The following is a 24,379-nucleotide window of genomic DNA, read 5'->3' as shown; positions in this document are numbered from 1 at the left end:
CGGCAGATATGCCTGCGGCGAACGGCCCCGGCTCGGTTCGAGGCCCAATGATAGCGAGATGACATTCTCACCGTTATGGTGAGTTTCCGCTCAGCGCGTGAAAGCCGCCGCCAGCTCGATATGCGTGGACCAGCGGAACTGGCCCACCGGCCGGATCCATTCCAACCGCCAGCCGCCATCCACCAGCATCTTCGCATCGCGTGCGAAAGTGGCCGGATTGCAGGAGACATAGGCCAGCCGGGCAAGATCGGCCTTTACCAGTTCGGCTGCCTGTTCCTTGGCTCCGGCGCGCGGCGGGTCGAGCGCCACCGCCTCGAAGCGGCCGAGTTCCTTCGCATCCAGCGGACGGCGGAAGAGATCGCGATGCTCGACGAAGACGGGGCGCCCGGCGCGTCCCGCCGCCGATTTCAGCGCCAGGGCCGCATCGCGCGCGCCTTCCACCGCCAGCACGCGCACGCTGGCCGAAAGCGGCAGGGCGAAGGTGCCGAGCCCCGCGAAGAGATCAGCCACCGTCTTTGCATCACCCAGCGCCTCGCTCACCGCCGCGCTCAATGCCGCCTCCCCGTCCGCCGTCGCCTGGAGGAATCCTCCGGCCGGCAGCGCCACGGGCACGCCCCCCAGCGTCACCGTCGCCGCATCGGGCTCCCAGCGCGCCTGCGGCCCATAGCCGTCATCGATCGACAGGCGAGCAAGGCCATGCGCGCGCGCGAAATCGGTCAGCGCCTCGGTGGGGCCAAGCCCGTCCACCTCCACCTTGCCGAGCAGCAGATCGACGCCCTGGTCACATAATGTCATCTGCACGTCCGCCGCGCGGCGATCGCGGACGAGCGTGGCGAGCAGGCCCCGCAATGGCACCATGAGCGCGAACAGCTCGGGCCGCAGCACATGGCATTCGGCCAGATCGACGATGCGATGGCTCCCCGCCTCGTTGAAGCCGAGGAGCAGCCGGCGGCCGATCCGCTCGGCGCGGAGCGAAGCGCGCCGCCGCGTGCAGGGCGGCGAAATATGGGGCACGCGCATCTCGGGCGCGTCCAGCCCCTGGGCATGGAGCGCGCCGACGATCCGCGCGGTCGCGAAATCGGCAAAGGCCGCATCATCGACATGCTGGAGCTGGCAGCCCCCGCATGTCGGGAAATGGCGGCAGGGCGGCGCCGCATGATGCGGGCCGGGATGCACCGCGCCCGAAGCATCCAGCCTGTCGCCCGGCGCCGCCAGCGCCGCATGGCGCCCATCCGCCGTAACCCCGTCGCCGCGCGCGGCAATCCGCACGATCAAATCCGCATCATTCATCCGCAGGCCGCTAGCGCGGGGGCGAGGTGCTGCGCAAGATCATCCGCGATCAGGGCAGGCCCCGCCATTTCCGCCGCGCGGCCATGCAGCCAGAGCGCCGCGCATCCCGCATCGAACGCATCGAGCCCCCGCGCCAGCATCGCGCCGGCAATCCCCGCCAGCACGTCGCCCGTGCCCGCGCTCGCCAGCCAGGATGGAGCGGGCGGCGCGATCGCGGCCCGGCCGTCGGGTGCTGCGATCACGCTATCCGCGCCCTTGAGCAGCACCACCGCGCCGGCACGCGCAGCGGCCAGGCGCGCCCGCTCCACCTTGCTGCCTTCGATCCGGCCGAACAGGCGGAGAAATTCGCCTTCATGCGGCGTCATCAGGGTGGGCGCCACGAAGCGCGGCAGCGGGCGTCCGGCGAGCAGGCTGAGCGCATCGGCATCGAGCAGGAGAGGCTTGCCCGTTCCGAGCGCCCGATCAAGCGCAGCGCGCGCCTCCTCCGTCCGGCCGAGCCCGGGGCCGATCACGATCGCGCATAGCCGCGGATCGGACAGCGCGGCCTGATCGCCTATGTCCTTGCGCACCAGCGCCGCCGGTGCCCCCGGCCCGCCGCCGAACAATGCCACATAGCCGGCACCCGCGCGCTGTGCGGCGGTCGCCGCCAATATCGCAGCACCCGGCATCTCGCCGCCGATAACGGCCACCATGCCGCGACTATATTTATTGTCGGCCGGTCCCGGCGGCGGCAGACGCGGCCGCGCTACCTCGCCGAGCCGCGCCGTGACGGGAACGCCTATATCCGCCACGGCAACCCGTCCGCATAGAGCTGCGGAGGGTTGCAGCCGATGCGCCGGCTTGAGCGCGCCAAGCGCGATCGTCAGGTCGAAGCGCGGCACGGGTCCCAGCAATATACCATCATCCGTGCCGACGCCGCTCGGCAGATCGACCGCGATCCTGTATCGCGCCGCCCCCGCCAGCCGATCCAGCGCATCGCCCAGCGACGGATCGAGCGGCCGTGTCAGCCCGGTGCCGAACAAGGCATCGATCAGCAGCGGCGCCGGCCGCGCGTCGGCGAGCGGCTCGACCGGCCCATCCCAGGCCACGCGCGCCGCCCGGGCGGCATCGGTGCGCGGCTCGGCCGAGGCGGCGATGCGGACGGGAACGCCGCGCTCGCGCAACAGCCGGCCCGCGACATAGCCATCGCCGCCATTATTGCCCGGGCCGCACAGGATCAGCGCGGGCGCGGTGCCGGCATAGCGCCATGCCGCCTCCGCGATCGCCTCCCCCGCCCGCTCCATCAGCGTTTCGACCGACGTGCCACCGCCGATCACGGCCGCTTCGGCGGCACGCATCTCGGCGGCGGTCACGATCGGCTTCATCGCCGAAGGGCCGGATCAGATATCGGCATAGACATGGGTTTCGGCCTTGGCGCCGGGATGCGTCACCGCGCCCTGCCAGGCCGGGCCGACATTCTGCGCATAGCGCCACAGTGCGCCCGACTGATAATCGTTACGGCGCGGCTGCCAATGGACCCGGCGTTCGGCCAGCACCGCATCGTCCACCAGCAGATCGATCGTGCCCACCTCGGCATCGATGCGGATCAGGTCGCCATCCTCGACGAGTGCGATCGGCCCGCCATCGGCGGCCTCGGGCCCGACATGGCCTATGCAGAAGCCGCGCGTGCCACCGGAGAAACGCCCGTCGGTGATCAGCGCGACCTTCTCGCCCAGCCCTTGGCCATAAAGCGCGGCGGTGGTGGACAGCATCTCGCGCATGCCCGGCCCGCCCTTGGGCCCTTCATAGCGGATGACGATCACCGATCCTTCGGCGATGGTACGGGCTTCGACCGCTTCGAACGCCTCTTCCTCGCAATCGAACACACGGGCCGGCCCCTCGAACTGGAGCCGGTGCATGCCCGCCACCTTCACGATCGCGCCATCCGGCGCCAGGCTACCGCGCAGGCCGACGACGCCGCCGGTGGGCGTGATCGGGGTCTTGGCATCGTAGATCACCTTCTGGTCGGGGTTCCACGTCACCTCGTCGATATTCTCGGCGAGCGTCTTGCCGGTGACGGTCAGGCAGTCGCCATGCAGATAGCCTTCGGCCAGCAGCGTCTTCATCAGCATATAGACGCCGCCCGCCTCATGCATATCCTTGGCGACATAGCGCCCACCCGGTTTCAGGTCCGCAATGTAAGGCGTTGATTTGAATATCTCGGCTACGTCGAACAGGCTGAAGTCGATGCCCGCCTCATTGGCCATTGCCGGCAGGTGCAGCGCGCCGTTGGTCGAGCCGCCCGTCGCCGCCACGATGCGCGCGGCATTCTCAAAGGCCTCGCGCGTGCAGATGTCGCGCGGGCGGATATTCCTCGCCAGAAGCTCCATCACCTGCCGCCCCGCGGCGCGCGCAATCTCGTCACGTCCCCTGTAAGGAGCGGGCATCATATTGCTGTTCGGCAAGGATAATCCGATCGCCTCACCGACGCAGGCCATGGTGTTGGCGGTGAACTGGCCGCCGCAGGCGCCATGGCCGGGGCAGGCCACCTTCTCGAGCGCGGTCACCTCGGACAAGGGACAGGTCCCGGCGGCATAGCGGCCGACCACCTCGAACACGTCGACGACGGTGACGTCATGGCCATGGAAGCGGCCCGGCAGGATCGATCCGCCATAAACGAAGATCGACGGCACGTTCAGGCGCAGCATGGCCATCATCATGCCCGGCAGCGACTTGTCGCAGCCCGCGAAGGTAACGAGCGCATCATAGCAATGGCCGCGCACCGAAAGCTCGACCGAATCCGCGATCACCTCCCGGCTGACCAACGAGCTCTTCATGCCCTGATGGCCCATGGCGATGCCGTCGGTAACGGTGATGGTGTTGAAACGGCGCGGCGTGCCGCCGGCGGCAATCACGCCCTCGCGGCAGATGTCCGCCTGTTCGTTGAGCGTGGTATTGCAGGGCGCGCTGTCATTGCCGGCGGATGCGACCGCCACGAACGGGCGGGCGATATCCTCCTCGGTCATGCCCATCGCATAATAATAGCTGCGGTGCGGCGCGCGCTCGGGGCCGACGGAGACATGTCGGCTGGGCAGGCGGGACTTGTCGAACTGATGCGTCATGAATGCTTTCCCAATTTTGCCGCGCCTCTTGGCCCCTTGGAGGCATCTATGCAAGCCTTGCGGGGCAGCTGTGCGTTAAATTATTTCAAAACAGAAGCGTACCACGCAATCTCCGTGCGATTTGCGGCGCGAAGCCCGCCGCTATGCCTCCGCAAGCGCAAGATGCGTCGCGCGGATTACGGGCGCGAGGCGCGCGGCCCACAGCGCCACGCCATGCGCGTCGCAAATCAGGTCCTGCCGCACTTCCAGGCCCAGATAGGCGATGCCGTTCGCCTCGCCATGGCGGTTCATCGTCGCGTTCAGCACCCGGCCCGAATAAGGCAGATTGTCACCCGTGACGATGCCGCCCTCCTCCAGCAGCGGGATGGCGATCCGCGCCGCGCGATCGTCCCGATTATAGAGGATGCCGATCTGCCAGGGCCGCGCATCCTGCGGCCGCGTTTCCAGTTGCGGCGTGAAGCTGTGCAGCGACAGCAGCAGGCGCGGCGCGCTATGCTCGATCCGATGCGCGAGATGATCATGATAGGGTCGCCAGAAACGCGCGACCCGCGCCGCGCGCGCCGCATCGTCCAGCCCGGAATTGCCGCTTATGACATGGCCGTCGCTCGTTGCCGGGATCAGGCCATGCGCATCCTCCTCGCGATTGAGGTCAATCACCAGCCGGGAGATTCCCGCCAGCACAGCCGGGCAGCCGAGCGCGTCGCACAGCGCATGGGCGAGCGGCGCCACGCCGATATCGATCGCAACATGGCGATCGAGCACATGCGCCTCGACGCCCAGATCCAGATCGGCCGGAACATGGTTGGAGGCATGATCCGCGATCAGCAACATGCCTCCGGCCGGATCGCCGTCCAGCTCGGTCCAATGTGGTGCATATATCTCGCTCATTCTCTTTTGTTGCCCGGACGGCGCGTGGATGTCACGACTGCATCCGGGAAAATCGGGGGAGATTAATGGGGTTGGAAGGCACGCGACGGGAAGCGATGGCGATGCTCGCGGCCGGCGCGGCCCTTCCGTCCACCGCCGCCCCAGGCAGGTCTCCGCCCGTCTGTCCGGTCATGGCGCCGCTCGATGCGGTCGCCGACCGGCTGTTCGCCCATCTGCCGGAGATCGCGACCTATAATGGCCTGCCCGACGCGCTCGACGGCGGACCGCTCGCCCGGCGGATGGACGATCATTCCCCGGAGGGCGAGACGGCGTGGCGCGCGGCGCTGAAGGCTGCCGAGCGCGATGTCGCCGCACTTACCTGCCCGGGCGACCGGGCGGGAACGCTCCGCCTCGCCATTGCCCGGACCGTCCTTGCCAACGGCACGCGCAGCACCGCCATCCCCTATGGCCGGCCCAATCCCTTCTCATTTTCGGGCCACGCCCCCTATGCGGTGACGCAGATTTCCGGCCCGCACATCGATACGCCCAGCCTGATGCAGAACCAGCAGGCACTTTCCAGCCCGCCCGAGGTCGATGCCTGGATCGAGCGGCTCGACGGCTTTCAGCAGGGCTTTGCCGGTCTGATCGAGAAGTTGAAGACGGATATGGCGGCCGGCTGCCGTCCGCCGCGCATCCTGCTCGAAAAGACGCTGCCGATAATCGACGCCTTTCTTGCGGGGCCGGCCGCCGATCATCCGCTGATCGCGGCGCTGCGCCGGCGCACCGCCACCGCCGCGCTCGATCCCCGGCTGCGCGCGGCGGCGGAACAGCGCGCGATCGTCGCGCTCGAAAAGCGCGCCCGCCCTGCCTATTCCGCGCTGCGCGCCTGGATCATGGAGACGATCCCACGCGGGCGGGAAGATGCGGGCCTGTGGGTCCAGCCCGATGGAGACGCGCTCTACGCCGCCAATATACGCGCATTGGGTGACACGGCGCTGTCGCCGGAGCAGATCCATGCGATCGGGCTGGAGGAGGTGCGACGCATATCCGCCGCGCTCGACGCGCTGCTCCGCCTGCAGGGCATGGGCAAGGGCAGCGTCGGCGCCCGCCTCGTCGCGCTCGCCGCCGATCCGCGCCAGCGTTTCCCGGACAGCGAGGCCGGCCGCGCGGCGCTGCTCGATCATGTCCGCGGCCTGATCGCCGCAATGGAGAAGCGCCAGCCCTCCTTCCTGCCTGCCGTGCTCATCCCCAGCGAGCCGCTGGAGGTGCGCCGCGTGCCCGTCGCCACGCAGGATGGGGCGCCTGGCGGCTATTATGACGCCCCCTCGCTCGATGGTTCGCGGCCGGGCATCTACTGGATCAACCTGCGCGACATGGCCGGCGTGCCCCGTTTCCGCCTGCCGACGCTCAGCTATCATGAAGGCGTTCCGGGCCATCACACCCAGGCGACGATCGCGCTTGCCCTGCCCCGCCCGCCGCTGATCAACGCATTTGCCAGCTTCAACGCCTATTCCGAAGGCTGGGCGCTCTATGCCGAGCGGCTGGCGGCCGATCTCGGCGCCTATCGCGCCGATCGCCATGGCGATATCGGCCGGTTGCAGGACGAATTGTTCCGCGCCGTCCGTCTCGTCGTCGATACGGGATTGCATCACCATCGCTGGAGCCGCGAGCGTGCCATCGCCTATATGCGGCAGCAGACGGGTGCCGCGGAAAGCCGTGTCACTGCCGAGGTGGAACGCTATATGGCCTGGCCGGGGCAGGCGCTCGGTTACAAGCTCGGCCAGCTTCGCATGCTGGAGCTGCGCCGCCAGGCCCGCGCCGCGCTCGGCCGCCGGTTCGATCTGCGCAGCTTCCACGCCGCGCTGCTCGGCAATGGCGCCATGCCGATGGATCTGGTCGCGGCCGAAGTCGCGCGGCTTCTGCCGAAGCGCCGGCGAAGATAGCCGGATCGGCTCAGCGCAGCCGCGTCGCCAGCCGCCACCAGCCGGGTTCGGCCCGGGCGATATCCCGATCCGCCGCATCGCGCGCGGCTTCGTCCTCGAACAAAGCGAAGCAGGTCGCGCCCGATCCGGACATGCGAACGAGACGCGTGCCCGCCTGCCCGGCCAGCCGCTCCAGCACCGCCCCGATCGCGGGGAGCAGCATGCGCGCGGGCGGCTCCAGATCATTGCGCCCGGCCAACGCCGTCTCAAGCGCATCGCCCCGCGCCAGCACGCCGCGATCCCGGCCGTCCCATGCGCGGAAAACCGGCCCCGTCGCGAGCGGCGGCCCCGGATTGACGAGCAGCAGCGCCATGCCGCTCAGCCCTTCGCCGTCGATCGGGACAAGCGCATCGCCCCGTCCTTCGCCGCGCATCGTGCGCGAAACGAGGCAGGCGGGCACATCCGCGCCGAGCGAGGCGGCAATCGCCATCAGCTCGGGCGCAGTCGGATGGATATCATGGCGCCGGCAGAGCAGCCGTAGCGCCGCCGCAGCGTCCGCCGATCCTCCGCCAATCCCCGAAGCGACGGGCAGCCGCTTATCCAGCCCGAAGGCCGCCCCAGCCGGTAGGCCGAACCGATCGAGAAAGGCGCGCGCCGCGCGCAGCACCAGATTATCGTCCCCCGCCAGCGGGCCCGCAAAAGGCCCGGACAGGTCGAGCGACAGCCCCTCCCCCTCCGCCAGCGTCAGCCGGTCGCCATCCTCGGCAAAGGCGAAGAGCGTTTCGAGCGCATGATAGCCATCCGCGCCCCGGCTGCGGACGTGGAGGGCGAGATTGATCTTGGCGTGGCCCGTCTCGGCAAGAAGCATCAGCGTGCCGCTGTCCTGCCGCTCAAGCCTTCGTCGAGCTTGTTCCGGATGCGCGCGGCGTCGCGCTCGCCCGCCTGGACGAGCGCCGCCCGCCAGGCATAGCGCGCCTCATATTTGCGCCCTACGGCCCAATAGGCGTCGCCCAGATGCTCGTTGATCGTGGCCTCGCCCGGCTCGCCCTGCGCGGCGCGCTCCAGCGTCTCGATCGCCTTGGGCAGGTTGCCGCGCAGATAATAGGCCCAGCCGAGCGAGTCGGTGATCGAGGGATCGTCCGGACGAAGCTGGCTCGCCCGTTCGATCAGCTTCTGCGCATCTTCCAGATTTTCGCGCCGTTCGAGCTGCGCATAGCCCAGATAGTTGAGCACCACCGCTTGGTCCGGCGCCAGTGCCAGCGCCTTTTCCAGCGCCGTTCTGGCCTGGGGCCAGTCGCCGCCCTGCTCCAGCGCACCGCCGCGCAGCAGCCAGAGCGGCCAGAGATCGTCGGTCGGCGCCCGTGCCGCCTCGGCGAGCTCGAGCGCCCTGCCATAGGCCCCCGCGGCCTCGCTCCTGCGGCCGAGATCGCCATAGAGATCGCCAAGCGTGGTCCAGTCGCGGAAGGTCGCGTCGGTCCGTCCGGTCCGCTTGAGCGATTCCGCCAGCGCGGTTTCCGTCTGCCCCTGGCGGACGAGGATCTTCAGCCGCAGGGCCTGCGCCACGTCGCTGAACGGATCGTCCGCCGTTACCTTGTCGAGCGCCGCCAACGCCAATTCATTCTGCCCGACGCCGCTCAGCATCTCGCTGCTCGCGAGCCATGCGGAGGCATTGGCGGGAGCGAAGAAGGTGGCGATGCGCACGAGCGCCAGCCCCAACGGCGTCACGCGCTCGCGATTGACGTCGATCGCAACGCGGACGATCAGCTCGCTTATCCCGTCGCCTGCCGTGACGATCGTGCTGGGAAGCCTGTCGCCCGCCGCGATCCGCGCCCGCGCTGCCGCCAGCAGCGGATCGTCACCTTCGAGCAGTGCGAGCGCGCGCTCCTTCTGCCGGGCCTTGGCCAGCCCGGCGGCGGCCGCGATCCGCAGGCGGGTGTTGCGCGCCGGCGGCTGCACCGAAAGCGCACGAAGCGCCGCGACGCCCTGTTCCGTCTGTCCCTCCGCCAGCATCAGGAGCGCGCGATGCTCGGCAATATAGGAAGTCCCGAGCGGATCGGGCGCAGCCGCGTCGAGCTTCGCCACCGGATCGCCGTCATGCGCGCCGAGCGCGATCCAGGCGCGCAGCACGGGCACCAGAAAGGCGAAGACCCGCTCCTTCTCGATCCGGTCGGTCAACACGCCCGCCGTCCGCCAATCCTTCTTCTGAACGGCGTTGGCGAGCAGGAGGAGCGGCCCGTCGGGCGGCAGGCCGTTGCGCGCGTCGAGCGCCTTGGCGGCCCTGGTCGCCAGCTTCCGGTCGCCGGCCATCATCGCCTGGCGATAGGCACGCATCGCCAGCGCCATATCGTCCGGTGAAGCCTCCATCACCGCGGCATAGCCCGTTGCCGCCTTGTGCAGGTCCGCACCCGCTTCGGCCACGCGCGCGCGGACATAGGCGGTGGTCGGCTCGGCCTCCCGGATGCGGGCACCCTCGGCGGAAACCGCGAGCAAGGCGGCGAGTACGCATCCTCCGGCCAGTTTAAGCGGCGACATCCGTTTCCCCGTTCCTGCCCAAAAGGCGACTCGCCCGTTACGAGACTTACATGTTGGGATAATTAGGCCCGCCGCCGCCTTCGGGAACCACCCAGTTGATATTCTGGGTCGGATCCTTGATGTCGCAGCTCTTGCAGTGCACGCAATTCTGCGCGTTGATCTGCAGGCGTGGCCTGTTCTCCTCCTGGCCGACAATCTCATAGACGCCCGCCGGGCAATAACGCTGCTCGGGCGCGTCATAGAGTGCGAGATTCACGTCGATCGGCACCGACGCGTCCTTGAGCGTCAGGTGGATCGGCTGATCCTCCTCATGATTGGTGTTGGAAAGGAACACCGAGGAAAGCCGATCGAAGCTGATCACGCCATCGGGCTTGGGATAGTCGATCTTCGGCGCGATATCCTTGCGCCACAGCCCTTCATGATCGGGATGATGCTTGAACGTCCAGGGCAGCGTCAGGCCCAGGCTGTGCACCCACAGGTCGAAACCCGCATAGAGCGTGCCGGCGAGCTGGCCGAATTTGGCGAGCGCAGGCTCGGCATTGCGCACCATCTTCAGCTCCGTCGCGACCCAGCTCGCCTCCAGAGCCTTCGGATAGGCGTCGAGCGCGTCGCCCTCGCGCTCGACGCTGATCGCGTCGAATGCCGCTTCGGCCGCCAGCATGCCCGATTTCATCGCCGTGTGGCTGCCCTTGATGCGCGGCACGTTGACGAAGCCCGCCGAGCAGCCGATCAGCGCCCCGCCCGGAAAGACGAGCTTCGGCACCGATTGCCAACCGCCCTCGTTGATCGCGCGCGCGCCATAGCTGATCCGCCGCCCGCCCTCCAGGATCGCGCGGATATCGGGATGCTGCTTCCAGCGCTGAAATTCCTCGAAAGGCGAAAGATATGGGTTCTTGTAGCCCAGCCCCACCACGAAGCCGAGCGAGACCTGACCATTTTCCTGATGGTAGAGAAAGCCGCCGCCGACCGCGTCGCTGAGCGGCCAGCCCTGGGTGTGGATCACGCGGCCCGGCACATGCTTGGCGGGATCGATGTCCCACAATTCCTTGATGCCGATCGCATAGATCTGCGGCTGCCGGTCTTCGCTCAGGCCGAACAGGCGGATCAGCTCCTTGGAAAGATGGCCGCGCACGCCTTCGGCGAAGAAAGTATATTTGGCGTGCAGCTCCATGCCCGGCTGATATTCGGGCTTGTGCGTACCGTCGCGCGCCACGCCCATGTCGCCGGTCGCGACGCCCTTCACCGATCCGTCCTCGTTGAACAATATCTCGGCCGCGGCGAAGCCGGGGAATATCTCCACGCCCAGCGCTTCCGCCTGCCCTGCCAGCCAGCGGCAGAGATTGCCGAGCGACAGCGTATAAGTGCCCTTATTGTTCATGAAGCGCGGCATCATCAGATGCGGCAGCGCAAATTTCCTCTTCCTGGTAAGAACCCAATGATGGTTCTCGGTCACGGGCACGGTCAGCGGGCTGTCCAGCTCCCGCCAGTCGGGGATCAGTTCGTCGAGCGCGATCGGATCGACCACCGCGCCGGACAATATGTGCGCCCCCACCTCGGAACCTTTTTCGAGCACGCAGACGCCGATCTCGCGGCCCGCCGCCAGGGCGAGCTGCTTCAGCCTGATCGCCGCGGACAGCCCCGCCGGTCCGGCTCCGACGATAACGACGTCGTAAGCCATGGATTCGCGTTGCGGCATGCTTCTTCGTTCCTCCGATCCGTCCGATCATCGCGCCGATAAAACGGCCCGGCACAAAGCCCGGTGCCCGCAGATTGACCGTTGCGTCAACTCCTGACTGTATATCGGGGCGAGAGGGCGGGACTTTCAACGGATGTATGATGCAGCGGCGCTGAGCGCGCTCGAATGGTGGCGATTGGCAGGGGTCGACATGATTGTCGACGAAGCGCCGCGCAACTGGCTGCGCCCCACGCCGTCCGTCCCAGCGGGTTCATCCTCGGCTCCGGCTGCTGCTCCCAGCGCCGTCCCAGCTCCCGCCGCCGCACCGGAATCGCTTCCCGCAACGCTCGACACCTTCCGCCAATGGCTTGCCGGGGCGCCAGGGCTTCCCGGTGATGCGAGCTCGCGCATCCTTCCCGTCGGCAATCCCGCGTCCGGGCTGATGCTGCTCGGCGATATGCCGGAGAGCGATGATGTCCGTGCCGGCCAGCTTTTTTCCGGCGATCTCGGCCGGCTGTTCGATCGCATGCTCGCCGCGATCGGGCGCGACCGTGCCTCAATCTATCTTGCGGCGCTCGCCCCGGGCCGCCCCGCCGGCGGCCGGATCGATCCGGCGATGCTCGATCGGCTGACCCGCATCGCGCGCCACCATGTCGCGCTGGCCGCGCCCCGCCGGCTGCTGCTGCTCGGTCCCCGGCCGGTCCGCGCGCTGCTCGGCCTCGAAATGGCCGAGGCCCGGGGACGGTTGCATGAAATCACCCTGAACGGCGTCGCGACGACCGCCGTCGCCACTTTCGATCCGCAGATGCTCTATCGCCAGCCGGCGCTGAAGGCCGGCGCCTGGGCCGATCTGCGCCTGCTCCTGGGAACGGCCCGATGATCCGCAAGACCCTGCTCGCGCTGGCGATGCTCGCCGGAACCGCCGCACCCGCGCTCGCCGCGAGCGAGACGCTGTCGCTGGCGCCCCGCCCGATCATCTCGCAACGCACGACCGTCGCTCAAGGCCTGTCGCTTCCCGCGCAGCTTACGCCCGCCGATCGCGCGGCCTATCGCGCCATCTTCGCCGCGATCCGCGCGCGCGACTGGACCAGCGCCGCCGCCGCGCTCGATGCCCGGCCGGATGGGCTGCTCACCCCCGTCGCACGCGCCGAGCTCTATCTCACCAAGGGCTCGCCCAAAGTGGCGACCGCCCCGCTCCTCGCTTTGCTCGTCAAGGCGCCGGAACTCCCGCAGGCACAGCAGATCGCCCGGCTCATGGCCGCGCGCGGCGTCACCGCGCTTCCCGCGCTTCCCGTCCAGCGCGATCTCGTCCGCCTTGCGGGCGCGCCGAAGCGGCGCAGCGCGCGCTCGGTGCGCAGTGATGCCGCCGCCGCGGCGCTCGCTGCCCAGGTCCAGCCGCTGCTCAAGGCCGATCGCGCCAGCGAGGCCGAGATGCAGGTCGAGGCGCGCGCCGCCGATCTCACGCCCGAGGCGCTGACTGAATGGCGCGAGCGCGTCGCCTGGTGCTATTATCTCGCCGGCGACGACGCCTCCGCCCGGCGGATGGCGACGATGGCACGCTCGGGCGCGGGCGAATGGATCGTCCAGGCCGATTGGGTCGCTGGGCTCGCCGCCTGGCGCGCGCGCGACTATGCTGCGGCTACCGATCATTTCTCCTCGGTCGTCGCCCGTGCCAGCGATCCCGAAATGACCGCCGCCGGGCTTTTCTGGGCAGCGCGCGCGGATATGGCCTCCGGCCATCCGGAACGGGTGCAGACGCGTCTGCGCAGCGCGAGCCGCCTGCCCGAGACTTTCTACGGCATGCTCGCAAATGCCTCGCTCGGCAATGCGCTGCCGGCCGTCGATCGCACGCTCGATCTCGCCGAGCGGGATTGGGCCACATTGTCGCAGCGCTCCAATGCGCGCGTCGCAGCTGCGCTGGTCGAGGTGGACGAGCCTGGCCTCGCCGATCAGCTCCTGCGCCATCAGGCGCGGATCGGAGCGCTTGCCGATCATGAGGTGCTGCTCCATCTCGCTGCCCGGCTCGATCTTCCCGCCACGCAGATCTGGCTTGCCCAGCACGGCCCGGCAGGCGTCACCATGACGGCCAGCGCGCGCTATCCGATGCCGGGCTGGACGCCGCAGGGCGGCTGGCGCGTCGACAAGGCGCTGCTCTTCGCCCATGCGCTCCAGGAATCGCAGTTCCGCGCGGATGCAGTGAGCCCGGCCGGCGCGCGCGGGCTGATGCAGCTCATGCCCGGCACCGCGCAGCTCGTGGCGAAGCAGCGGGGCGAGAGCGCGCCGATCGGTCGCCTCAACGATCCCGCCTTGAACTTCGAATATGGCCAGAGCTATCTCCAGCAGCTCGCCGATTTCTCCGGCACGGGCGGCCTGCTGCCCAAGGTGATCGCGGCCTATAATGCCGGCCCCGGATCGGTCGCCAACTGGAATGCACGCGGGCGCAACCTCGCCGATCCGCTGCTTTTCATCGAAAGCATCCCCTTCGTCGAAACGCGCGCCTATGTCGCGATCGTGCTACGCAACTATTGGATGTATCAGCAGCAATCGGGCGTGAAGTCGGATAGTCTGAAGGCGATGGCGCAGGGCATGTGGCCCCGCTTCCCCGGCCTTCCCGGCAAGACGGCGCTGCGGCTCGACTCGCTCGGCCGAACCGCCGCCGCGGACTGATCAAGCTTTTGCTGGAATGATCGCGCCGGAACGCTAGTCTGGCGCCATGCCCTTTGACGAAAGCATCGCCTTCCAGCCGGTCCGCATCGCGGTCCTCACCGTTTCGGACAGCCGCAGCCTCGCCGAGGATCGATCGGGCGACACGCTCGTCGCCCGGATCGAGGGCGCCGGCCACATCCTCGCCGACAGGACGATCGTGAAGGATGATGTGGCGGCCATCGTCGCCCGGCTGAACGGCTGGATCGACGATTCCCTTGTCGATTGCGTCATCACCACCGGCGGCACCGGCGTCACCGGGCGCGACGTGACGCCCGAAGCCCTGGCGCAAGTCTGGGACAAGGAGATACCGGGCTTCGGCGAACTGTTCCGCTGGCTGAGCTATCAGAAGATCGGCACCTCCACGATCCAGTCCCGCGCGACGGCGGGCGTCGCGCGCGGCACCTATCTCTTCGCGCTTCCGGGCTCGACGGGCGCGGTCAAGGATGGCTGGGACGGCATTCTCGCCAGCCAGCTCGACATCCGCCATCGCCCCTGCAATTTCGTCGAGCTTATGCCGAGGCTGATGGAGCGATAAAAGACTCCCGCCTGATTAATCCCACGCGCTCAGGTGAGCGCGGTCAGGTGGAAAATGCTCTGGGCCACTGCCGGTTAGCCGGCTTGTGTTCTCTTTTTGTTCTGTTACTCTGGGGCCATGCCAGACATTGCCCGCCCAGGTCGCGGCGCCACCGCCAATCGGCCCAGCACCCGCTTCAACCTGCCCGGCCGCGAGGAGGATGGCGACTGGCTCGATGCGCGCGAGGCGGTGGACGGGGTCGAACCGCCGCTGCGCACGACCGTCACCATCGAGCGGCCGAAAACTATCATCGCGCGCAACAATTCGCCCGACATCCCCTTCGACCGCTCGATCAACGCCTATCGCGGCTGCGAACATGGCTGCATCTATTGCTTCGCCCGTCCGACGCATGCCTTCCACGATCTCTCGCCCGGGCTTGATTTCGAGACCCGCTTGTTCGCCAAGCCCGATGCGCCGGCATTGCTCCGCGCCGAATTGGGCAAGCGCGGCTATGTCGCGCGGCCGATCGCCATGGGCACCAATACCGATCCCTACCAGCCGATCGAGGCGGATTGGCGGATCACCCGCGACTGCATCGCGATATTGGCCGAGACGCGCCATCCGCTGACGATCACCACCAAGTCGAACCGCATCCTGCGCGATCTCGATCTGCTTGCGGAGATGGCGGGCCATAGCTTGGTCGCGGCCGCAATCTCGATCCCGACGATCGATCCCGCCATTGCCCGCACCTTGGAGCCGCGCGCGCCGCATCCCGCGCGCCGCCTTGCCGCGATCCGGGCGCTGAGCGAGGCGGGCATTCCCACCTATGTCTCGGTCTCGCCGGTCATCCCCGCGATCACCGATCATGAACTGGAACATATTTTGGAGGCGGCGGCGGAGCATGGCGCGCGTGCTGCCTTCTTCCTCCCCATCCGCCTGCCGCATGAGGTGGCGCCTCTGTTCAAGGCCTGGCTCGACGCGCATTATCCCGATCGCGCCGCCAAGGTGATGGCGACGATCCGCGACATTCGCGACGGCCGGGAGAATGATCCCGCTTTCTTCACGCGGATGCGCGGCAGCGGCCCCTGGGCGAACCTGATCCGCACCCGTTTCTCGATCGCCTGCCGCAAATATGGCCTCAACCGCGAGCGCATCCTGCTGCGCAACGACCTGTTCCGCCCACCGCAGGGGCCGCAATTGTCACTGCTTTGACGCGAATTCCAGTCCAGCCGATCTAATCGTCATGCCGGAATGGTGGATATAGGCGCGCCTACAGCAGCCGCGCAAATTCGATCGCCACGCCCGCCATGACCAGCGCCGCACCCACGCCAAGGCGCGCATTGCTCACCATGTTCCGCATCGGCAGGCCGGTGCCCCGTTCGATATAGCTCATATCCAATCTCCTTCAGGAGGCGAATATAAGAAGCATTATCAATAAGGCTATCGATCAATCCCGTTATTTGTGATCGATCCCGCCAATCATGACACCAGCCTTAATTGCGAGACCGTCGCCAGCGTCACCGATGCGCCCGGCAGCCGCTCGATCCGCGCCGCCAGCTCCGCATCGAGCAGATAATCCTTGCCCAGCAGCACCGTCGCCGTCTCGCCGCCCGGCAACATCGCACGCAGCACCAGTTCTCCGCGCCCGCCCCGCGCGCCCTCGACCAGCGCCGCAAGCCCCGGCAACACCGCCGGATCGGACGCCTCGACCTCCAGCCTCAGCCGTGCGGCGGTCGTCATCTGCTCGAAGGGCTGGACACGCCGGATCGTCACACGGGGCGATTCCTCCCCCGGCTTGCGATCGAGCTCGACCGTCAGCAGCGCGCAACTCCCCTCCTTCGCAGCGCCTTCCAGCTCGGCCGAGACATCGTCGTCGAAGCAGGTGGCAATGAACTGGCCCGATGCGTCCGAACAGGTCGCCATCATATAGCGCCGCCCGCGCGCCGAGGTCCGCCAGCGCGCATCCTCCACCAGCGCCGCCATCTTCACGGTCGGTGCCTGCGGCCGCTTGCCATCCGCCGAACGCGGCTGTTCGGCCGGCGCCGGCATGGCCTGCAACTCGGCGAAGCTGCGCGCGCCATTGGCTTCGCCCAGATGGCGGTAACGGTCGGTCGGATGCGCCGAGAAATAGAAGCCGAACGCCTCCTTCTCCGCCGCCATCCGTTCGGCCAGCGACCAATGCGCCGTCTGGGGCAGGCGGATCGGCTGGGGCGTCGCGGCGGGGCCGCCGAATAGCGCATGCTGCGCGCCATTGCGTTCCTCATTCGCCACCACCGCATGGGCGAGGATCGTCTCGGCCGCACCGAACACGCCCGCCCGGTCGGGCGCGATCGCGTCAAATCCCCCCGCGGCCGCGATGCTTTCGAGCTGGCGGCGGTTGAGCAGCTTGGGGTTCACCCGGTCAGCGAAATCGTCGAGGTCGGCGAAGGGCCCCTTGGCCTCACGCTCGGCGCAGAGCTGCTCCATCGCCGCCTCGCCCACGCCCTTGAGCGCACCCAGCGCATAGCGCACGCTGCCATTCTCGACGCTGAACTCGGCGGAAGACGCATTCACGCAAGGCGGCAGGCAGGCCACGCCCATCCGCCGCATATCGTCCACGAACACCGCCAGCTTGTCGGTCTGCGCCATGTCGTAGCACATGGAGGCGGCGAAGAATTCGGCCTTGTGATGCGCCTTCATCCAGGCCGTCTGATAGGCGACGAGCGCATAGGCCGCCGCATGGCTCTTGTTGAAGCCATAGCCGGCGAACTTGTCGATCAAGTCGAACAGCTCATTGGCCTTTGCGGGGGTAATCGCATGGGTCGCGCAGCCTTCGACGAAGCGCTGGCGCTGCGCATCCATCTCCGCCTGGATCTTCTTGCCCATGGCGCGGCGGAGAAGGTCGGCTTCGCCCAGCGAATAGCCGGCCAGCACCTGCGCCGCCTGCATCACCTGTTCCTGATAGACGAAGATACCGTAGGTTTCCTTCAGGATCGGCTCGAGCAGCGGATGAGGATATTCGATTTCCTCCCGGCCATTCTTTCGCGCGCCGAACATCGGGATATTGTCCATCGGTCCCGGCCGGTAGAGCGAGACGAGCGCGATGATATCCTCGAAGGTCGTCGGCCGGACGGCGGCGAGCGTGCGCCGCATGCCTTCGGATTCGAGCTGGAACACGCCCACAGTGTCGCCACGCTTCAATAGCGCATAGACTTCCGCATCGTCCCAGGGGAGCTGGCTCAGATCCACCTCGATGCCCCTCAGCGCGAGCATCTGCACCGCCTTCTGGAGCACGGACAGCGTCTTCAGGCCAAGGAAGTCGAACTTCACCAGCCCTGCGCCCTCGACGAACTTCATGTCGAACTGGGTGACGGGGAATTCGGACCGCGGATCGCGATAGAGCGGCACGAGCTGGTCGAGCGGCCGGTCGCCGATCACCACGCCCGCGGCATGGGTGGAGCTGTGGCGCGGCAGGCCCTCCAGCTTCATGGCGAGATCGAACAGCCGCTTTACGTCCTTGTCGCCTTCATATTCATTGGCGAGCTCGGACACGCCGTTCAGCGCGCGGTCGAGTGTCCAGGGATCGGTCGGATGGTTGGGCACCAGCTTGGCGAGCCGGTCCACCTGGCCATAGCTCATCTGCAGCACGCGGCCCGTATCCTTCAGCACCGCGCGTGCCTTCAGTCGCCCGAAGGTGATGATCTGCGCCACATGGTCACGCCCATATTTCTGCTGGACGTAGCTGATCACCTCGCCGCGCCGCGTTTCGCAGAAGTCGATGTCGAAATCGGGCATCGACACGCGTTCCGGGTTCAGGAAGCGTTCGAACAGCAGGCCCAGCCGCAGCGGATCGAGATCGGTGATGGTGAGCGCCCAGGCGACCACCGATCCTGCGCCGGATCCGCGCCCCGGGCCCACCGGAATGTCATGGTCCTTCGCCCATTTGATGAAGTCCGCGACGATCAGGAAATAGCCTGGAAAGCCCATGCGGATGATGATGTCGATCTCGAATTCGAGCCGGTCGAAATAGGCCTGCCGGTCCACGGGGCCCGTCATCTTGGCGAGCCGCGCCTCCAGCCCCGCGCGCGCATCGCGCCTGAGCGCCTCGGCCTCGCCCTCGCGGTCGCCAGCAAGGCTGGGCAGGATCGGCTTGCGATAGGGCGCCGCCACCGCGCAACGCTGCGCCACTACGGCGGTGTTGGCGATCGCCTCGGGCAGGTCGGCGAACAGCCGTTCCATCTCGCCCGCCGGCTTCATCCAAGCATCGGGCGAGGATCGCACCCGATCGGTCGAATCGACATAGGAGGAGCTGGCGATGCACAGCATCGTATCATGCGCCGCATGGAAGCCCGCCTCGGCGAAGCAGGCCGGATTGGTCGCGACGAGCGGCAGGTCGCGCGCATAGGCGAGGTCGATCAGCGCTTCTTCCGCCCGTTCCTCCGCTTCATTCCCGCGCCGCGCGATCTCGATATAGAGCCGGCCAGGAAACAGCGCCTCCAGCCGGTCGGCATAACGCGCCGCTGCATCCTTCTGCTCGTCCGCAAGCAGCCGGGCAAGCGCGCCCTCACCGCCCGCCGACAGCGCGATCAGGCCGGAGGTGCGGCCTTGCAGCGCATCGAGCGGGACATGCGCATCCTCATGCCCGGGCCGATCGAGATGCGCGGCCGAAACGAGCGCGCAGAGATTGTCATAGCCCGCCTCATCCTGCGCATAGAGCGCCAACCAGTCGATGATCGGCGGCTTGCCCTCAGGCATATCCGGCCGCGCCACGCCCAGCATCGTGCCGATGATCGGCTGCACGCCGTCCTTCTTCGCCGCGTCCGAAAAGGCCATGGCGCCGTAAAGACCGTTGCGGTCCGTAATCGCGGCCGCCGGAAAGCCCAGCTTGCGCGCCTGTTTCGAGATCGCCTTGGGGTCGATCGCGCCTTCGAGCATGGTGAAGGCGGAAAAGATGCGAAGCGGAACGAACGGGGCTTGGGCCATCCTCACCTTATGGGGACGACGCCCGATTCGGAAAAGGCCGTCTCCGCAATCCGTTCGGAGCGGGAGGAAGCGCTGGTGGGCCCGGCAGGACTCGAACCCGCAACCTAGCCGTTATGAGCGGCCAGCTCTAACCATTGAGCTACAGGCCCCGCACAGCGCGGCCCCGCGATAGCGGAGCCGACCGGCCGCTGGCAAGCGCTCTCAGCCTTGCCCCTCATCTGCCTGCTTCACACGCTCGCGCAGCGGCAGGCAGAGGATGAAGCGATCAGGGTCGATATCGAGCCGTCCGTCCGCCTCGGTCGCGAGATTGCGCACGAGCCGCAGCGCGAAGCCCAGTGCCAAGAACGGCGCATCCGGAAAATCGCCCTCCGATCCGGTGCCCGGCCCCAGCAGCGCGCGCTCGTCCTGCCCCACCAGCGCCCCCGGGCGCGACAGGGAGAAGGCGAGCAATCCGCCGTCGCGCCGATCGCGGCCGACGCGCACGACGATGCGCTCGCCCCGCCTCGCGATCGCGACCGTCGCCGCCAGCAGGCGGGCGAACATCCGCTCCACCGCGACGGGATCGGCGATGATCGGCGGCAGGCCCGCCGCGATCCGGAATGAAAAGGAAACGCCGCGCTGCTCGGCAAGCGGCAGATAGGATTCGTGCAACCTGGTCAGCAGCGTGGAGGCATCGGCGCGGTTGCGCTCTGCAGCACCCGCGGCGGCGGCGGCGGCATCGAATTCATCCACTGCCGCGAGCAGGCGCAGACTATGCTCGATCACCTCGGTCGCCGCGCTGCGATATCCGGGCGTCTCGGCCCGTTCGGGACCGGCAATTTCCGAAAAGCCCGCAATGGCGTCGAGCGGCCCACGCAGATCGTCCACGATCCGCTCGAAACGGTCTGCCCCGGTCGCCCCCGTTACGGCTTCGCTACGGAGCGGCGTCTCGTCGGCGCGCGGGCGGCGGGCATCTCCACGATAACCCAGGAAGCGGCCATCCTCCGCGTCGAACAGCGGATCGGCCGAGATACGCCATTCGCCCGATGCCGGCCCCTCGCCCGCCAAGGACAGGCGCGCATCGGCAAAGGAAGCACGCCGCCGCCAGGCACCGGCGGCATGGCCGTCCACACCATGATCGGGATCGGACGCGACGACCGCGATCGTCTCCCCGACGATCCCGTCCGCTGGCGCGCCCTCGATCGAGACGAGCAGGCCGTCCGCATCGGTGAGGAAGGAAAAGCGCTCGATCGGCTCCTGCGGCGCGATCTCCTCGGGCGCGTCGGCGGGCGCGGCCGGCCGCGCGCGGAAGGCATCGATGCGCGACAGCAGGTCGCTGATGCTGTGCCCGCCCTCGGCCGTGGCGTCCGGCTCGGCATGGCCAAGCGCCACCACCACCTCCGCCGGAAGATCCTCTCGCCCGGCGAGGCAGGCTTTGGCATCGGATGACAGCATCGGCAGGATTGCGAGCCATTCCTCGGTGTCGAGGCCGACCGCCGCGATCACCGGCCCGGCAATCACGGGCACTTCCTCCGCGAAGAAGGCCACCAGCGCCGCCGGGATGCGCCGGCCGAGGATGGAGGCGGCCGCCTCTGCGCGGATCGACACCGGAATTTCGGCCCTGAGGCGCCGGGCGAGCGCATAGGCCCGGTCGGCCAGCCGATCGTCGGCGGCACCGGCCTTGCCCTGGGCGAGAAGATCGACGAGCTGACGCCATGCGCGCAGACGGCCAGCCGGTTCATCCAGCGGCTGGGCGATCACCGTCGCCAGCATATCGTCGAAACGCAAGGCCGCCCTCCCGGAGCTTGCAATTCGGCATCCGCCTGGATGCGCCCCCAAAAGCCAGACTAGGCCAGTTTGGCGCGGGCGGAAAGCGGCTTTTTCATTTCCTGGGCGAGCATGTCCGTTGCACCGCAGAGACAGATAATTATGATGGCTGGAAATGAATTGAAAGGATATGCCAGTGCCGGGGCCAGCCCAGCTCGATACGATCGATCGGACGATCCTGTCCGCCCTGCAGGAGGATGGCCGCATGACCAATGTGGAGCTTGCCCGCCGCGCCGGGCTCACCGCGCCACCCTGCCTGCGGCGCGTGCGCGCGCTGGAGGAATCCGGCGTCATCGAAAGCTATCATGCGAAGCTCAATGCCTCGGCGCTCGGCTATGGCATCATGGTCTTCGCGCTGGTCAGCCTGAAAAGCCAGGCGGAGGATGATCTGCGCGCGTTCGAAAATCATGTCGCGACGCTGCCGGAGGTCCGCGAATGCCATATGCTCAATGGCGAGATCGACTTCATCCTGAAGATCGTCGCGCATGACCTCCAGGCCTTCCAGGCCTTCCTGACCTCGCAGCTCACGCCCGCGCCCAATGTCGCCAGCGTAAAGACCTCGCTCACGATCCGCACATCGAAGGACAGCTCGGGAATCCCGGTCGATCCGGCCTGAGCGGCCCAAAGAAAAGGGGAGGCGGAACCCGGTTCCACCTCCCCTTCCCTTCTTTCGTCCCGATCAGCCGGCGACGGGCTTGTCGATATAGATGGTCCAATATTTGGCGAGCGCGGCGCGCGGGCCGGTGATCTGCGCGAAGGCCTGCTTGGCGGCATCCTTCTGGCCCGCCCGGACAAGCGCCATGCCGAGGCGGGTGTTCACCACATTGGTATCGACGCCGCCCTTGGCGAGCGCCACCTTGTACAGGTCGATCGCCTGCTGCCACTCATTATAGCCCAGGAAGGCATCCGCGGTGGACAGCGCCGAACGGCCGTTCGCGGCGGACTTGGCGGAGGCAATGCCGGCGTTGAGCGCGGCCTTGTCCGCTGCCACCTTGCCCTTGGTCAGATCGGCGATTTCCTGGAGGTTGCGGTTCCCGGCGGGATTGATCATGCCCGCCGCGACGCCTTCGGTCAGCACCGCGCTGGCTTCGGCCGGGAAGCGCAGATAGGTGGCCGAGATATAGTCCATATAGTCGCGCTCGCCCTTCAGCCCGCCGATGGTGCGCAGCAGGCGATACATGTCGAGCTCGATGTCCGCGGGAATGTGATTGAGGTCGCGATAGATCATCAGCGTATCGCGCCAATTATTCTTCGTCGGATAAGCGGCGACCCAGAGCTGAGTGAGGCGCTGCGCCGCCTCGCCCAGTTCCGGCGTGGCCGGCTTGGCGGCGAGCGCCAGGTTGATGCCGCGGCCATACCATTCGACCGGCACCGGCTGGCCCGCGGCGGTGCGCTCCTTAATACCCTTTTCGAGCAGCGCCAGCGCCTCGCCGAGCTTGCCATTGGCGTTCTTCGCCTCGACGAGCACGGGCAGGATGTCCGGATCGGTGCTGCCCGCCTGGAGCGCCTGCTCCAGCGACGTCTCAGCCTTCGGCATGTCCTTCATCTGATAAGCGAGCTTGCCGCGGCTGGTGTAGAAGCTCGCAAGCTGCTCGGGGGCGACCTTGTTGCTGGCCAGCATCAGGTCGATGCCCTCGGCGAGCTTGGCATTATCCTTGGTCAGCCGGCCCAGCTCATAGGTGAGGTTGCCGGTGGCATAGCGATCATCGTCGGTCTGGACGGCGGCGTTGGCCTCGGCGATCCTGGCCGCAGCGGTCGCCAGGTCATTGGCCTTCAGCGCCTCCTGCGCGGGGGCGAGCGCGGCGCGGACGGCGGGCGAATAGCTGGCGGGCTTTTCCTTCTGCTTCTTTTCCTTCTGCGCGGCCACCGGCTGGACGGCCAGGGTCGTCGTGCCGAGTGCGAGCATCAGGCCCAGCGCCATCGTCGAAACGCGTTTCATTCTGTTCAAGCCTCCTCATGGGCGGGCCGGACGGCCACGGACAGCGGACTGACTAAAGATCGCTCGGGGCTGCCGCAAGACATCGCCCCTCCACGCTGCTTCGATCAACCGCGCTGAACCCGCGTTTAACCGCTTACGTTACGCGCCCGGCTCAACTCGCGCTTGCGTGGCCGCGCCGGGATGATAGGCGGTGCGCCCATGATAGCCGTGATCAGCCCCGCAAAGTCGCTCGACTATGAAAGCCCGCTTCCCCCGCTCGAAATAACCAGGCCCCGCCTCGCCGAGGATGCGGAAAGGATCGCCGCCGCCGCGGCCAAGATGTCCGCGGCGAAGCTTTCGGATCTGATGGGCATTTCGGACAAGCTCGCCACGCTCAACGCAGATCGCTTCCGTAATTTCGCGGACGCGCCCGAGCGGCCCGCCCTCTATGCCTTTGCCGGCGACGTCTATACCGGCTTCGACGTGAAGAGCCTGGAGGAGCCGGGCGTCGCCTATGCGCAGGATCATCTGCGCATTCTCTCCGGCCTTTACGGCCTGCTCCGCCCGCTCGACGCGATCCGCCCCTATCGGCTGGAAATGGGCACGCGCTGGGCGCCGGGGCGCAAGAAGGATCTTTATACCTGGTGGGGCGACCGGCTGGGCAAACTGCTCGCCGCCGATCTCGACGAAAGCGGCTCTGACCTGATCGTCAATCTCGCCAGCAAGGAATATTGGCATGCCGTCGCGATCGCGCCGCCCAAGGGCGCGCGGATCATCGCGATCGATTTCCGCGAGAATGGCCCCAAGGGGCTCCGCTTCAGCAGCTTCGCCGCCAAGCGCGCGCGCGGCATGATGGCGCGCTGGATCTGCGAGCATCGCATAGCCCGTGCCGAAGCGCTCAAGGGTTTCGACAGCGACGGCTATCGCTTCAGCGCCGAAGGCTCGGACGAGGCCGTCTGGCGCTTCGTGCGCGGCGCCTGAAGTCTCGCGCGCGTGCGCCCGCGCGCGTGCGGGGTGGCGCTCGGCGGATCGTTCGGCTAGGACGATCCCGAGCCCGCGAACCCGCGGCATTGCACTATTCATCAC

At 67.7% G+C, this 24,379-nt stretch carries 18 protein-coding genes and 1 tRNA gene; 7 read left to right on the top strand and 12 right to left on the bottom strand.

Annotated features, from left to right (window positions below; genetic code table 11):
- Positions 1–90: 90 nt before the first annotated feature.
- The 4 genes from CLG96_RS14090 to CLG96_RS14075 all read right to left on the bottom strand — a co-directional run bounded on the left by CLG96_RS14090 (position 91) and on the right by CLG96_RS14075 (position 5,279).
- Complete coding sequence (locus CLG96_RS14090) at positions 91–1,290, bottom strand: class I SAM-dependent RNA methyltransferase (protein ID WP_107968594.1); 1,200 nt, start codon at positions 1,288–1,290, stop codon at positions 91–93.
- Complete coding sequence (locus CLG96_RS14085; RefSeq protein ID WP_107968592.1) at positions 1,287–2,654, bottom strand: NAD(P)H-hydrate dehydratase; 1,368 nt, start codon at positions 2,652–2,654, stop codon at positions 1,287–1,289. The genes CLG96_RS14090 and CLG96_RS14085 overlap by 4 nt, the downstream gene beginning before the upstream one ends.
- Before the next feature lie 15 nt (positions 2,655–2,669).
- Positions 2,670–4,391 carry a dihydroxy-acid dehydratase gene (ilvD, locus tag CLG96_RS14080; protein WP_107968590.1) on the bottom strand — a complete coding sequence of 574 codons (1,722 nt, stop codon included), beginning with the start codon at positions 4,389–4,391 and terminating at the stop codon, positions 2,670–2,672.
- A gap of 141 nt (positions 4,392–4,532) precedes the next feature.
- Complete coding sequence (locus CLG96_RS14075; RefSeq protein WP_107968588.1) at positions 4,533–5,279, bottom strand: N-formylglutamate amidohydrolase; 747 nt, start codon at positions 5,277–5,279, stop codon at positions 4,533–4,535.
- 95 nt (positions 5,280–5,374) lie between these two features.
- Between CLG96_RS14075 and CLG96_RS14070 the strand changes: the two genes are divergently transcribed.
- Positions 5,375–7,201, top strand: a complete 1,827-nt coding sequence (locus CLG96_RS14070; RefSeq protein ID WP_243395783.1) for a DUF885 domain-containing protein — start codon at positions 5,375–5,377, stop codon at positions 7,199–7,201.
- A 10-nt stretch (positions 7,202–7,211) separates the two neighbouring features.
- Here CLG96_RS14070 and CLG96_RS14065 read toward each other — a convergent pair whose 3' ends face one another.
- From CLG96_RS14065 to CLG96_RS14055, 3 genes are read right to left on the bottom strand one after another with little or no spacing between them, the layout of a single operon-like run.
- The gene (locus CLG96_RS14065) at positions 7,212–8,048 is read right to left on the bottom strand and encodes a 4-(cytidine 5'-diphospho)-2-C-methyl-D-erythritol kinase (RefSeq protein WP_107968583.1); all 837 of its coding nucleotides are present in this window, start codon (positions 8,046–8,048) and stop codon (positions 7,212–7,214) included.
- Positions 8,048–9,712 carry a tetratricopeptide repeat protein gene (locus tag CLG96_RS14060; protein WP_107968581.1) on the bottom strand — a complete coding sequence of 555 codons (1,665 nt, stop codon included), beginning with the start codon at positions 9,710–9,712 and terminating at the stop codon, positions 8,048–8,050. The genes CLG96_RS14065 and CLG96_RS14060 overlap by 1 nt, the downstream gene beginning before the upstream one ends.
- A 46-nt stretch (positions 9,713–9,758) precedes the next feature.
- On the bottom strand, positions 9,759–11,408 hold the full coding sequence (locus tag CLG96_RS14055; protein ID WP_107968579.1) for an electron transfer flavoprotein-ubiquinone oxidoreductase: 1,650 nt from the start codon (positions 11,406–11,408) through the stop codon (positions 9,759–9,761).
- Between the two features lie 133 nt (positions 11,409–11,541).
- Here CLG96_RS14055 and CLG96_RS14050 point away from each other — a divergent pair, with 133 nt between their 5' ends.
- The 4 genes from CLG96_RS14050 to CLG96_RS14035 all read left to right on the top strand — a co-directional run bounded on the left by CLG96_RS14050 (position 11,542) and on the right by CLG96_RS14035 (position 15,819).
- Positions 11,542–12,267: a uracil-DNA glycosylase family protein gene (locus CLG96_RS14050; protein WP_107968577.1), complete on the top strand. Its 726-nt coding sequence runs from the start codon at positions 11,542–11,544 to the stop codon at positions 12,265–12,267.
- On the top strand, positions 12,264–14,054 hold the full coding sequence (locus tag CLG96_RS14045; RefSeq protein WP_107968574.1) for a lytic transglycosylase domain-containing protein: 1,791 nt from the start codon (positions 12,264–12,266) through the stop codon (positions 14,052–14,054). The genes CLG96_RS14050 and CLG96_RS14045 overlap by 4 nt, the downstream gene beginning before the upstream one ends.
- A gap of 46 nt (positions 14,055–14,100) precedes the next feature.
- Complete coding sequence (moaB, locus tag CLG96_RS14040; protein WP_107968572.1) at positions 14,101–14,628, top strand: molybdenum cofactor biosynthesis protein B; 528 nt, start codon at positions 14,101–14,103, stop codon at positions 14,626–14,628.
- A 117-nt stretch (positions 14,629–14,745) separates the two neighbouring features.
- The gene (locus tag CLG96_RS14035; RefSeq protein WP_107968570.1) at positions 14,746–15,819 is read left to right on the top strand and encodes a PA0069 family radical SAM protein; all 1,074 of its coding nucleotides are present in this window, start codon (positions 14,746–14,748) and stop codon (positions 15,817–15,819) included.
- Between the two features lie 58 nt (positions 15,820–15,877).
- Here the strand turns inward: CLG96_RS14035 and CLG96_RS19340 are convergent, their stop codons facing one another.
- The 4 genes from CLG96_RS19340 to CLG96_RS14020 all read right to left on the bottom strand — a co-directional run bounded on the left by CLG96_RS19340 (position 15,878) and on the right by CLG96_RS14020 (position 21,336).
- Positions 15,878–16,000, bottom strand: a complete 123-nt coding sequence (locus CLG96_RS19340; protein ID WP_279330681.1) for a hypothetical protein — start codon at positions 15,998–16,000, stop codon at positions 15,878–15,880.
- 86 nt (positions 16,001–16,086) lie between these two features.
- Positions 16,087–19,569, bottom strand: coding sequence for a DNA polymerase III subunit alpha (gene dnaE / locus CLG96_RS14030; RefSeq protein WP_107968568.1), 3,483 nt, complete (start codon positions 19,567–19,569; stop codon positions 16,087–16,089).
- A 73-nt stretch (positions 19,570–19,642) separates the two neighbouring features.
- Positions 19,643–19,718: transfer RNA gene (locus CLG96_RS14025), tRNA-Ile, on the bottom strand.
- Between the two features lie 52 nt (positions 19,719–19,770).
- On the bottom strand, positions 19,771–21,336 hold the full coding sequence (locus CLG96_RS14020; RefSeq protein WP_107968566.1) for an ATP-binding protein: 1,566 nt from the start codon (positions 21,334–21,336) through the stop codon (positions 19,771–19,773).
- A gap of 244 nt (positions 21,337–21,580) precedes the next feature.
- Here CLG96_RS14020 and CLG96_RS14015 point away from each other — a divergent pair, with 244 nt between their 5' ends.
- Positions 21,581–21,991 (top strand): Lrp/AsnC family transcriptional regulator, encoded by a 411-nt coding sequence (locus tag CLG96_RS14015; protein WP_243395791.1) that lies wholly within the window; start codon positions 21,581–21,583, stop codon positions 21,989–21,991.
- 63 nt (positions 21,992–22,054) lie between these two features.
- On the opposite strand, the gene CLG96_RS14010 is transcribed toward CLG96_RS14015, so the two are convergent.
- Positions 22,055–23,314: a tetratricopeptide repeat protein gene (locus CLG96_RS14010; protein ID WP_107968562.1), complete on the bottom strand. Its 1,260-nt coding sequence runs from the start codon at positions 23,312–23,314 to the stop codon at positions 22,055–22,057.
- A 198-nt stretch (positions 23,315–23,512) separates the two neighbouring features.
- Here CLG96_RS14010 and yaaA point away from each other — a divergent pair, with 198 nt between their 5' ends.
- On the top strand, positions 23,513–24,274 hold the full coding sequence (yaaA, locus tag CLG96_RS14005) for a peroxide stress protein YaaA (protein ID WP_107968561.1): 762 nt from the start codon (positions 23,513–23,515) through the stop codon (positions 24,272–24,274).
- Positions 24,275–24,379 lie beyond the last annotated feature (105 nt).

Source organism: Sphingomonas oleivorans (assembly GCF_003050615.1).
Classification (GTDB): Bacteria; Pseudomonadota; Alphaproteobacteria; order Sphingomonadales; family Sphingomonadaceae; genus Sphingomonas_H; species Sphingomonas_H oleivorans.
Note: the sequence above shows the minus strand (reverse complement) of the source record. Positions and strands in the feature narration are given on the sequence as shown.